Origin of the sequence: Pseudoalteromonas sp. C8 (assembly GCF_011378685.1) — a bacterium.
Lineage (GTDB): Bacteria > Pseudomonadota > Gammaproteobacteria > Enterobacterales > Alteromonadaceae > Pseudoalteromonas > Pseudoalteromonas arctica.
Window position 1 is genome coordinate 13713 of the sequence record NZ_WTKT01000018.1, and the last position, 11647, is coordinate 25359.

General features: G+C 38.5%; 10 protein-coding genes. 5 read left to right on the forward strand and 5 right to left on the reverse strand.

Going from position 1 to position 11647, the window contains the following annotated elements:
* Nucleotides 1-210: 210 nt before the first annotated feature.
* Entirely contained in the window at nucleotides 211-2706 is a 2496-nt protein-coding gene (locus GQR39_RS15780) for a prolyl oligopeptidase family serine peptidase (RefSeq protein ID WP_165736098.1), read from the reverse strand.
* 84 nt (nucleotides 2707-2790) lie between these two features.
* On the opposite strand from GQR39_RS15780, the gene GQR39_RS15785 reads away from it, so the two are divergent.
* Nucleotides 2791-3867, forward strand: coding sequence for a hemolysin family protein (locus tag GQR39_RS15785; protein WP_007587021.1), 1077 nt, complete (start codon nucleotides 2791-2793; stop codon nucleotides 3865-3867).
* A 32-nt stretch (nucleotides 3868-3899) separates the two neighbouring features.
* Here GQR39_RS15785 and GQR39_RS15790 read toward each other — a convergent pair whose 3' ends face one another.
* Complete coding sequence (locus GQR39_RS15790) at nucleotides 3900-5111, reverse strand: EAL domain-containing response regulator (protein WP_165736099.1); 1212 nt, start codon at nucleotides 5109-5111, stop codon at nucleotides 3900-3902.
* A gap of 166 nt (nucleotides 5112-5277) precedes the next feature.
* Here GQR39_RS15790 and GQR39_RS15795 point away from each other — a divergent pair, with 166 nt between their 5' ends.
* Nucleotides 5278-6294, forward strand: coding sequence for a site-2 protease family protein (locus GQR39_RS15795; RefSeq protein ID WP_165736100.1), 1017 nt, complete (start codon nucleotides 5278-5280; stop codon nucleotides 6292-6294).
* A gap of 55 nt (nucleotides 6295-6349) precedes the next feature.
* Here GQR39_RS15795 and GQR39_RS15800 read toward each other — a convergent pair whose 3' ends face one another.
* On the reverse strand, nucleotides 6350-7660 hold the full coding sequence (locus GQR39_RS15800) for a TIGR00366 family protein (RefSeq protein ID WP_165736101.1): 1311 nt from the start codon (nucleotides 7658-7660) through the stop codon (nucleotides 6350-6352).
* 169 nt (nucleotides 7661-7829) lie between these two features.
* On the opposite strand from GQR39_RS15800, the gene GQR39_RS15805 reads away from it, so the two are divergent.
* Both GQR39_RS15805 and GQR39_RS15810 read left to right on the forward strand, forming a co-directional pair.
* Nucleotides 7830-8897, forward strand: coding sequence for a potassium channel family protein (locus tag GQR39_RS15805; protein ID WP_007587041.1), 1068 nt, complete (start codon nucleotides 7830-7832; stop codon nucleotides 8895-8897).
* Complete coding sequence (locus GQR39_RS15810) at nucleotides 8897-9094, forward strand: PLDc N-terminal domain-containing protein (protein ID WP_007587044.1); 198 nt, start codon at nucleotides 8897-8899, stop codon at nucleotides 9092-9094. The genes GQR39_RS15805 and GQR39_RS15810 overlap by 1 nt, the downstream gene beginning before the upstream one ends.
* A 36-nt stretch (nucleotides 9095-9130) precedes the next feature.
* Here the strand turns inward: GQR39_RS15810 and GQR39_RS15815 are convergent, their stop codons facing one another.
* Nucleotides 9131-10165 (reverse strand): cytosolic protein, encoded by a 1035-nt coding sequence (locus GQR39_RS15815; protein WP_165736102.1) that lies wholly within the window; start codon nucleotides 10163-10165, stop codon nucleotides 9131-9133.
* A gap of 69 nt (nucleotides 10166-10234) precedes the next feature.
* A complete protein-coding gene (locus tag GQR39_RS15820; protein WP_165736103.1) occupies nucleotides 10235-10693 on the reverse strand; it encodes an EVE domain-containing protein in 459 nt (152 codons plus the stop codon).
* A 77-nt stretch (nucleotides 10694-10770) separates the two neighbouring features.
* On the opposite strand from GQR39_RS15820, the gene tesB reads away from it, so the two are divergent.
* A complete protein-coding gene (tesB, locus tag GQR39_RS15825) occupies nucleotides 10771-11628 on the forward strand; it encodes an acyl-CoA thioesterase II (protein ID WP_002957902.1) in 858 nt (285 codons plus the stop codon).
* Nucleotides 11629-11647: the final 19 nt, after the last annotated feature.

The following is an 11647-nucleotide window of genomic DNA, read 5'->3' on the forward strand; positions in this document are numbered from 1 at the left end:
TTATTTTGAATGCTTATAGCTCTGTATGGTAGCACCATTAGGTAAATGCTGAGAAGGGGGTTTATTAGTTTTAAGTAACTTAATATTTCAAAGGTGTATAAGACGTTATTAGAGGATGAGGTTAGCACCTTTAAACTAATTAAAAGGTGCTAAATAATTAATACTACTATTAATAAATCTGTATTAAGTCGTTATTTTAAAGGTTCAGGCTCAGTCATTTTTATACATTGAGTCCCACCATTGAGGTTCATCTTTTAGCTTTTTATCAAAGTATGCAAGCATGGTGTTCCACCAATCAAATCGTTTATCGCGTGCAAAAATTTGGTGGTCGGCGCCTTTGTATTCGATTAACTCTACGTCCTTATTAAGCAGTTTAAGCGCAGTGTACATGGTTAAACTTTCGCCAACAGGTACATTGGTATCGCTATCACCATGAAGAAGTAACATAGGAGTTGTTACTTTGTCGGCATGAAACACAGGGCTGTGCTTGCTGTAAAGCTCAGGGTTATTCCACGGAAAGCTATTTTTTGATGCTTCGCCAGAATATAAGTAGCCCCACCAACCTTCACCCCAATACGAGGTAATATTAGAAATACCCGCATGAGCTATTGAAGCACTAAATATATCGGTTTTAGTTGCCAATAACATGGTCATGAAGCCACCGTATGATGCCCCTAAATTTCCTATCTTTTCACTATCAACATAGTTGTATTTCTTTAAAAAGGCTTGCGTGCCTTCGATAATATCGTCTGCAGTGTAGTCGCCCCAGGCATTAACATGCTGCGCTGAAAACTTTTGTCCAAACCCTGTTGCGCCAGTAGGCTGTACTACATAAACAACGTAGCCATTTTCTGCCCATAAGTTAAACGGATAACGACCTGTAAAACCACGCGTAACTGGTGAAGTGCCGCCGTAGTAATACACGAGCGCCGGGTGCTTTTTAGTTTTATCTAAATTGCTAGGAATATAAACGCGGCCAGTTATTTCAACCCCATGTTTATTTTTAAAATTAAACTCCTCTAATGTAGGGAGTCGTGTATTTGCATAGCTACTTGGTTTTGAATCCCATATTAAATCTGTTTTATTTTTACTGACGTTAAGGCGTTTTAGCTGTTGTGGCGCTAAAGCGTTAGTGCCACTTAATAAAATTTCGGTATTACGGTCGTGTGAGTAACTAAATTGTTCAACAATATCCAATCCTGTATTTAACTTTTTAAAGCGCTGTTTACTTAAATCAAATAGGTAAAGCGGTTGAGTGTCTTGCTCTGTTACTTTAATGAGCGCATCGCCGTTTTCTAAAACTTGCAGTTGGCCAATAGCAGAATCGAATTGTTTACTAAGTGCTTTTACGTTTTTACCGCCTTCAGTAAGTAGGTAAAGTTGCCCGTCGTAGTTATTAGCAAGCATTGCTTTTGGTAGAGCTCTGCCTGCGCCATTTTTAAAGTCAGGGCCTGCAATTACATAAATATCTTTATTTGCGTATTTGGCTAAATTAAATGTTTTGAATTTACCAAGCGATGAAAGCTTGTTTGATTTTAAATCGAGTTCGGCTAACTCTGTTTCAGGGTGGGTTGATGCTTGCATTGCCATTACTGGGCGGCTCATTAATATTTTGCCACGGTTACTATTTGAATCTTCAAGGCTGTAAGAAAGAGGACCTTGGCTAAGTGCTTTTGTTAAACCACTTTTAGTATCAAGCATGTAAATTTGACTGGTGGTACGTGCATACGACCAGCGATCTTGTAGACCTTTATAGTGCTTGGTTAAGCTGTTAGTGCTCTCAGGTGATTTAGACCAGCTAAACAAAAGACTGGTGTCGTTATAAAAGGTAAAGCCATTGGCTCCTTCTAAATCGTTTGCTAATGTTTTTATTGAGAAGTTTTTACGGCTAAGTTGTTTAAGCTCACCATTTAACAAATACACTAAATATTGGTTATCTGGACTCCAAATAATGTTACTTGGTTGGCCTGCTTCGAAGCGATAAAGCGTTTGATTATCTGAATCTTTAAGTACAGTAACTGTATTTGCTTGGTTTTGTGTTTTATCGCTATAAGTGCGAGTAGTAGTAACGTACTGCTTAGCATTAGGTGCGAGTGATAATTGACTGATTGTAGGGGCATCAAACAATTGTTTTGCAGATAAGCGTTTTGTTTGTGAGGCGCTAAGCGTAATTTTATCAACGTCGCTTTTAGGTGCAAAATCAAGCGTTACATCGTGCCAATTAGCTACTTGTTGGGCTACTATTAAAATAGAGTGAGTACTGTTATTTAAAGCTAACTTATAGCTATTTTTATCACCTGTTTGTAGTTCGCCATTAATAAATAACTGACCTTGCTCAATCCCTTTTAAGGTAAGCGTACCTTGTGTAAAGCGGGTTGTTTCAATATTAAATTTTAGTGCCTGTAACCCACCTAAAGTGAGCGCATTGATTTTATTAAACGGCTGCCAGTTTTGTTTTTTCCCAAATACAGAAAAACTATCTGAGTCTGCTTGTAGCTGCGGCAATAGGTTATTAATAATGGCATTGCCATGAGGTGTTTGAAAAGGCTTTAACTGCATGTCCTCGGCAAGTGGGCCGATAAACTGAATTTTTGATTTATCCAATGGTGCAGCTATTGCAGCAAAGCTTAAGCTGCTAAGCGTTAAAAGAGCTGCTGCGTACTTAAATAGCTTATTTTGATGACACCATGGTGCGCTAAATTTCATTATTATGCCTATTATTATTGGAAGTTTGGCCAAATATAGCATGTATTGATACCATGCTCACATATCCAATATAGAGGAGAGAAAGTGACTTTACTGATAGTTTATATGGTAGTGGCGATTGTTATTTCGTTTTTATGTTCTGTGATGGAGGCTGTGTTATTAAGTATTTCGCCCAGCTATGTTGCATCACTTAGGAAAGATCATCCTGAGCTTGCTAAACAGCTCGAAAAACTTAAAAACAATATAGATCAGCCTTTAGCTGCTATTTTAACTTTAAATACGGTTGCCCATACTGCGGGTGCTGCTGGGGTAGGCGCACAGGCAGCTGTCGTGTTTTCCGATGCGGCTGTAGGCATTGCATCAGCCATTATGACATTCCTCGTATTAATTCTTTCTGAAATTATTCCTAAAACCTTGGGGGCTAATTACTGGCGAGCTCTAACGCCAAGTGTTACTTACGCTTTGAGGTTTTTAGTTATATTGCTAAAGCCTTTTGTATGGTTTGCACAAAAGCTAACAAATTTAATGGGTCCAAAGCACGATGAGGCTTACTATATTCGTCAAGAGATAGAGGCAATGGCTGATATAGGTACGGAGTCGGGTGCATTACATCAGGATGAGTCCGAAATAATTCGTAATTTATTGCATTTTAGACATGCAAAATTATGCGACTTAATGACGCCTCGAACGGTTATTTTTAAAATCCACAAAGACTTAACAGTGAATCAGTATTTAAACGATCACGGCTCGTCGTCATTTTCTCGTATATTGGTATTTGATAAAGACAGCGACGATATTGTTGGGTTTGTGCATAAAAACGATATTATGCTGGCATTTCACCGTTTAGGTACCGATTACAAAATTAGCAAATTGATTAAGCCTATTTATACGGTGCCGAGTTCTCAAAATGTATCGTCGTTACTGCAAACTCTTTTAACAAAGCGCACGCATATATGCCTAGTTGTAGATGAGTACGGTGACGTGCAAGGTATTGTAACGCTAGAGGATATGATTGAAGCTTTAATGGGGCTAGAGATTGTAGATGAGCGTGACCAATCTACTAATATGCGCGCAGTAGCAAGGCAGCGTTGGCACAAACGTTTAGCAAGCAGTGCGCATATAGTCAGTGAAGAAGATAAACACACTCGGGGTGATAATTAGTTAACCAGCCCCGATTAAATATTAATACCTCTTTAAGCGGGGCTGCCATCAGTTTTCAGCCAATCTTTAGCCCAAGATATAAATTCGTTTTGTGGTTTAGGACGACTAAATAAAAAACCTTGTATGGCTAGTTTTCTTTTATAGTGCCTTAAATAAACGAGCTCTTCTGGGCGCTCAACACCTTCTGCCACTAAATCTAAATTATCTTTACTCGTAATGTTAAATAACGAACTTACAACCACTTGAGAAAATAAATCTGTTTCTATATGGCTAATGAGTGAGCGGTCTATCTTAATTTCAGTAAAAGGAAGGTTTCGAAGTTGATTCATATTAGTAAAACCAACACCAAAGTCATCTAGCGATATACCAAAGCCATGCATTCTTAATCTGTTTAGTGTTTCTAATTGCATGAGGCTTGAGAGTGCATGTTGTTCTGTTATTTCTATAATTATATTACTAGGCGTGAGTTGATTTAGTTCTAAAATGAGTAGTAATTTATTAGGGCAGTTTAAGTCGTCGAGCTGAGTTGGCGATAAGTTAAATGCCATCTTAAAATCATGACCTAGTTGCGCTTTCATATTTTTGAATTCGCTGGTGGCCTTTTCAAAAAGAGAAAATGTAATTTGATTAATTAAGTTATGTTGCTCGGCAATACCTATAAAACGGTTAGGTAAAATAATATTGCCGTCTTTACTTGATAAAATACGTGCTAAGACTTCAACGCTTTCAATTTTATTGTTATCAGCGTTTATTTTTGGTTGGTAAAAAGGCGTTATTTTATCGTTTTTTAATGCATCAATAAGCTCATCTTTTGAAATGGCTGACTCTTTTAATAAAGTGTGGCTGTTTAATTGCGCCACTTTAATAAGTAACCTACTAACCTGAGACAGTTGCACTGGCTTTGAAATATTACCAATGAGGTGAGCGTTATGTTGTTTCGCGAGATTGGCAGCTAAGCTAATAACTTTATGGTCCATTTCAGAAACAATTATAATACCGCCTTGATAATGTAACTCTCCTAAGTGGCGGATTAGTTCCATGCCGTCCATTTCGGGCATATTGAGATCAGTAAAAATAGCATCAAAGTAGTTAACATCTTCTTTTACTTTTTCAAGAGCTTCTTTTGCATTCAGGCACGTAGTTATAGTGTTAGACATACCCAATTCGTTAAGTATAGCTTCCATAACGATCAAAATTGCTTTTGAATCGTCAACAACTAAAATATTAGGCACTATATTGTCCACTGCTATCCCTTTCAATGTATCGCTTGGAGTTACTATAAAAGTAGTAGTGTTTTTTTATTTTGTCAGTATCAAATGCTTTTATTTTGAAAATAGTTACCTAGCACCTTCACTCGTGTTTTTAAGCTGATTAGGTATACTAGCGCCATTATTTTAAATGGTCTTAATTATGATAAGAATAGATCTTACTTTAGCCGAGCAACCATTTTCGCTTATGGTGTCTGGACAAAAAATTGTGCAGGTGTTTCATGCTCAACAAGCTATTACCTTTGATAATCCTCGTGAAAACTATTATCAGTTTACTTACGACAACAAAGTAATAGGTATTGATACAGCGGCAGTGGAAGAGCAAAGCATTTCGCTCTTTGTGGATGAGCAATTTGTGACACAACTTGCGTTACCAGCACCTACAAATGGATCACCTAAAAAAGGCTTTTTAGGTCTGGCTGCATTAGGTTTTAAGCTTTTTAAAAGTGCTAAGGTAATTAAAGTAGTGCTTGCAGGGGCTTCTGTTGCAGGCTATGCGTGGTTATTTAGTATAGAATTTGCATTAATGCTAATTGGGTGTTTAGTTGTACACGAATACGGCCATGTGCGAGCAATGAAATACTTTGGCATAAAAACCAAAGGTATTTACTTAATCCCATTTGTAGGTGGGCTAGCTGTAAGTGACGACAAAATAACGACTCGTTGGCAAGATGTAGTTATATCGCTAATGGGGCCTGCATTTGGTTTAATTACCTCGGTACTGGGTGTCGTTTTATATTACGCCACCGAGATGGAAATATTTGCAGGTGTGGCAGTTCTTAGTGCGTTATTAAATTTATTTAACTTGTTACCTATTTTACCGCTTGATGGCGGGCATGTATTAAAAAGTATTAGCTTTTCAATGCGTTCATGGATTGGTTTAAGCGTATGCTTATTAGGCGTACTATTTGGCTTATGGCTGAGCTACACCTTTGGCTTAATGTTACTGGTATTCTTTTTGTTTGTAGGTGCGCTGGAAATTGTATTTGAGTGGCGAGGCCGTCACTACTCACACTTAATGCCGCTAGATAAATATGGCCAAGGCTTTTCAGCGGTAATATATGCAGTTGTAGTCGCTGGGCATGTAGCTGTAATGATGCACTTTGCCGATTCAGAAAATCCAATATTGAGCCTGCCGATGACTATTTTATCGAGCTAGCATTTATCGTTCTAGGTAAAAGCGGGCTGTAATATTTGTTACAGCCCGTTAAAAATTAATAAAAGCTCAATACCAGCGATATAAAAACCCCAGTTACAAACAACTGCACAACACAAAACCCCATAATATCTTTTGCTTTTAAGCCTGCTATAGCCAATACGGGTAATGCCCAAAAAGGTTGAATTAAATTAGTCCACGCATCACCCCATGCAACGGCCATTGCAACGCGAGATATATCGGCGCCTAGCTCTTGCGCTGCGGGTATTACAATGGGTGCTTGTACAGCCCATTGGCCACCTCCAGAGGGAACAAACATATTAACGAGCCCTGCACTTATAAAACTAAAGAATGGCAAGCTATCAGCATCTGCAACGGCAATAAAGCCACGTGATATCTGTTGTGCTAATCCGCTATCAACCATTACCGCCATGATGCCGGCATAAAAAGGAAATTGAATAACAATGCCAGCCCCGCTTGGAATTGCTTGTTGCAGACTGTTAAGTAAATTATGGGGTGTTTGATGCAGCGTAATAGCTAAAAATAAAAATACGGCAATAACGCTATTAAGGTTTAAGTTTCCGCCAGTCATAAAAAAGTAATAGCCTAAGTATGCCAAACCTAATAAGCCAATTGCCATACCGAGTAGTTTACTTTGTTCTAAATGTTGGGCAGGTCTCGTTATTGTAGTGGGCTTTGGTGCTATCTCTTGTAAAAGAGCTGGGTCGATATATACGCTTTCTTGCTCGCTTGGTAGCATATAGCGATTAACGAGCGGCATAATAATGAATAAACCAACTAATATGGCTATATTAAAGCCCGCAAATAAAGTGTGCTCTGTACTAATAATACCAATGCTGGACTCTGAAAAGTGACCATCGGTTGCGATAGTTAAAGGAATCGAACCGGCTAATCCGCCATGCCATACAACAAAACCTGAGTAAGCGCTGGCTACTAATAATCGATAATCAACACGAGTATGTTTAGCAATTGCCTTGGCAAAAAGAGCACCAATAACTAAGCCAAATCCCCAATTTATCCAGCTCGCTAAAAGCGAAATAAGCGTTACCAATATAATTGCTTTAGGTGCGGTGCTTGCAAATGTTGCTAGTTTTTCTAATAACTTACTTATAGGTGGCGTACTTGCCAACATATAGCCCGTAATTAACACCAGCAGCATTTGCATAGCAAAACTTAATAAGTTCCAAAATCCACCTCCCCACGCTTGTAATACTTCAATGTTGGTTGCGGTTGTAAATAAGCTCGCACTAATAAGAGTAATTATTGTAAGTAAAATTACAAATATAAAAGGGTCGGGAAGATAGCGCTCTACAATTTTAGTAAAAGGGCGGGCTATTTTATTAAGCATAAGCACAACTGTTTTGGTTATTATTTTAACGCTAATTAATCATGAAAAATCATCATTGGCAAACAGCATTTAGTCTTATATTTGCGGTTAAAAGCTTAAACATTGCTTAAAAGCATCGCTTACAGTAACGTACTGTTTATAGATAATTTACTAACGAAGACTTTGTATTATGCCGGTGATATTTAAAAGGCTAGCGTTACTTGTTCGCGCTCATATAGATCAGTTGAGTTGGCAAGCAGTGGCATTAGCTATTTTGACTCATATGCTATTAACATGGAGCTTACTATTTATAGCGAATGAGAAAGCGTTAACCTCGCTTACTACCTTTTTTTACTATTACACAGTAACAACATCAACAGTGGGATATGGTGACTTTAGTCCAACTACTGATCTTGGTCGTTGGGTGGTAGCATTAATACAAATTCCATTTGGTTTAGCTTTATTTGGTGTTTTGCTAGGAAAAGCAGGACAAACTGTTACTTACTTAATTAGGCGCGCTATGACTGGTGATAAAAACTTTGCCCACAGTAACCACCATATTATTATTTTTGGTTGGCACGACACTCGTACAAAAAAGATGATTGATTACATTTTGGCAGATACGAAACGTACTGACCGTCGTATTTTACTCGCGGTAACAGAGCAAATGGATCATCCTTTTTTAGCTAACGAAAGCGTTGATTTTGCACGTTTAACGAGTTTTACAAATTTAGCTGAACTAGAGCGGGTAGCTATTCGTAGTGCTGATAAGGTGATTATTGATGGTCAAGATGACGACCAGACATTTACAACAGCCCTGCGCATTAGTCGCTTAGTAAAAGATGATTGTCATATAAGTGCTCACTTTTTAGATGAAACTAAAGTTGAGATGATGTTAGAGCATTGCCAAAATGTAGAATGTAGTAGTGCAAAATCAGCTGAGATATTAGTACGCTCAATGCAAGATCCAGGTTCGAGCCGTGTGCAAGAGGAGCTGCTATCTACTTTGCACGGCGATACACAATTTAGCTTGAAAGTACCAAGTGGCTGCAAAGATATGGAGTTTGGTACTTTGTTTCATCATTTTAAGCTTGAGCATGATGCAATACTGTTAGGTGTTGCCCATAATTTAAGTGCGCAAAATATGGATTTAAACCCACCATTAGATTACAAAGTAAGTGAAGGCGATATTTTGCACTATATATCGGTAGATCGAGTATTAAGTAGTGAAGTAGACTGGTCGAGCCTAGAAAAATAATGAATGAAGTTGTATTTTTAATTGTTGTTTTAAGTGCTTACATATTACCTGTCGTTATTGTACTCAACAGTAAGCGTACACAGGGTCATGAAAAGAATGGCTGGCTAATGGGAATCATTATATTTTCTTGGTTAGGTTTAATGATGTACTTTACCATTGTGCCCAAGCATAGGCACAAAAAGAAAAAGGCTAAATAGAGTAGTTAGCCTTTATAGCCGTTTTAGTTGGAATAATTACTCTTCTAACTGTTTGAGTTTATGCTCAATTAGAGGGTCGTCAGGTAGAAGTTGCTGGGCGACTTCTAATAGCTGAATAGCATCATTAGGGTGCTGATCTTGGTGCTTAAGTGCCACATCTATTAATGGCTGAATATCAATTTTTGCTTGATGCTCTTGTACATACACTTCTTTTTCATCAGCTAAAATTTTATGCGCTGTACTCAATAATGCTAAACGATGGGGGGAGTCTGCATTAGCCGTATTGAGACTTTGATAATAATCTTCTTTTAAGCGTAAGGTTTTGGTTTGCAGGCGAAATTGTGCAATATCGATTTGCTGATGTTGAATGAAATCAACGGCTACTTGCTTATAAAACCCAAACTTATTCAAATATGTAGCGTGTGTGCCATGTCCCATACCAAATACTCGCAAGTGAGTTAACTGCTTATAGCGCTTGGCGTGCATTCGGTCTATACGATTAGTAGGATCGTAAATAATATAGCCTTGGGCATCTCCTAAATCTAGATCGTGATAATCTTGTTGCCAGTCAAACTGCTGAGCTATATCGGTACTAGAGCGGTCATCCCAGGGTACTAATTCTTTATTTTTAGTACTTACCGGGTGAAAGAACAGTACTTGGTTTAGCTTTAATAGTTTAGCAAAAGCGCCAACAGCAAATCCGCCACGGCTTAAGCCATAGCCTAATCGACAATTAAACGGCGTAAGTAATGTTGATAATTGCTCGAGAAAAAAGATTAAATTACGATTACGAAACCAATTACTTTTACCTAAATGCTGAAAAGCGATTACGTTTACGTTTTGTTTTTGAGCCAAGTGATAACCCCATGGTGCAAAATCAGGGTGAAGATCTTGCTCTTGCACGTTAGTGCCTGCGGGTGAAAAGGTAAAAAGCAGGGGCTTATTAACGTCAACAAAATCATACTTAACAAATACATCGCCGAGTAAATCACTACCCGTCATGGGTAATCGAGTTTGTTGCTCATTGCGCGGGAGAGTTAACCATTCATCTAACCAATACAGTAATTTCATTAATCCTCCAGCTATAAGTCAGCATAGATCATATCAAACTCAATGAAATTAGGTCAAACCGAGAGGGTGTTACTGCGCCATTTTGATTATTTCATCCCAGTCATTTTTAGTAACAGGCATTATTGATAGTCGTCCGCCTTTTTTAAGTGCGATTTCAGTAATATTATTATTGGCTTTAATATCTTTAAGGCTAATTAATTTTTTTAAATGGCTTTGGTAAGTAACGTCAACAACAACCCAGCGTGGTTTATCGCTGGTGGCTTTGGCATCGTAATAGTCGCTGCTTAAATCAAACTGAGTAGGATCTGGGTAGGCATCGTGTGTCACTTCGGCAATGCCCGCTACGCCTACGTGTTTACAGCTTGAATGATAAATCATTACTAAATCACCGACCTTTACGCCATCACGCATGAAGTTTCGCGCTTGGTAATTACGCACGCCTTCCCAAAGAGTCGTTTGTTTTGGTGCATTTTTTAAATCATCAATCGAAAACGCATCGGGTTCGGTTTTAAAAAGCCAGTAAGCCATAACAGTAGTCCTAACAAATATTTACTTCCCACTATTGTATAGTATCATTTGGTTACTAGGGTAATGAGGAAGAAATAATGAGCCAAGTATTAGATGATTTATTGTCGTTGTTAACACTTGAAGAAATTGAGCAAGGTTTATATCGAGGACAAAGCCAAGATTTAGGCTTTGGTGCTGTGTTTGGCGGTCAAGTTATGGGGCAGGCGCTTTCTGCAGCTAAAGAAACTCTACCTGAGGGGCGTATAGTCCATTCATTACATTCTTACTTTTTACGCCCAGGCGATCCAGCTAAACCGATTGTTTATGATGTAGAAACTATTCGAGATGGTAAAAGCTTTAGTACTCGCCGAGTAAAAGCGATTCAGTACGGTAAGCCTATTTTTTATATGACAGCGTCATTCCAAGGTGAAGAAAATGGTTTGTCGCATCAAGCAACAATGCCTGATGTACCAGCACCTGAAGAGCTTCGCTCATCGCTTGAATTTTACCAAGATAACGCTTCACACATTCCTGAAGTGATTCGTAATAAGTTTACGCGTGAAATGCCAATTGAAATGCGACCGGTTACTTTTCATAACCCGTTTAAGCCAGAAGTTATGGAGCCGGTAAAGCATATTTGGTTTAAAGCTAATGGTGAAATGCCGGACGATCAGCGCATCCATAACTATTTATTAGCGTATGCGTCTGACTTTGAATTTTTGCCAACTGCATTACAGCCACACGGTGTGTCGTTTATGCAGCCAAATATGCAAGTAGCAACGATTGACCATGCAATGTGGTTTCATCGTCCATTTAGAATGGATGATTGGATTTTGTATTCAATTGATAGCCCAAGTGCGAGCAATGGTTGTGGTTTGGTACGAGGGCAGTTTTTTGACCGCCAAGGCAACTTAGTTGCCTCAACAATGCAAGAAGGGGTTATGCGCCAGCGCTAACCCCTACTATAGATACAGT

Coding starts and splice junctions, on each gene's coding strand:
- GQR39_RS15800 (WP_165736101.1), bottom strand. CDS start 7,660: ATGCTTAATAAAATAGCCCGCCCTTTTACTAAAATTGTAGAGCGCTAT.
- GQR39_RS15820 (WP_165736103.1), bottom strand. CDS start 10,693: ATGGCTTACTGGCTTTTTAAAACCGAACCCGATGCGTTTTCGATTGAT.
- GQR39_RS15780 (WP_165736098.1), bottom strand. CDS start 2,706: ATGAAATTTAGCGCACCATGGTGTCATCAAAATAAGCTATTTAAGTAC.
- GQR39_RS15795 (WP_165736100.1), top strand. CDS start 5,278: ATGATAAGAATAGATCTTACTTTAGCCGAGCAACCATTTTCGCTTATG.
- tesB (WP_002957902.1), top strand. CDS start 10,771: ATGAGCCAAGTATTAGATGATTTATTGTCGTTGTTAACACTTGAAGAA.
- GQR39_RS15805 (WP_007587041.1), top strand. CDS start 7,830: ATGCCGGTGATATTTAAAAGGCTAGCGTTACTTGTTCGCGCTCATATA.
- GQR39_RS15815 (WP_165736102.1), bottom strand. CDS start 10,165: ATGAAATTACTGTATTGGTTAGATGAATGGTTAACTCTCCCGCGCAAT.
- GQR39_RS15810 (WP_007587044.1), top strand. CDS start 8,897: ATGAATGAAGTTGTATTTTTAATTGTTGTTTTAAGTGCTTACATATTA.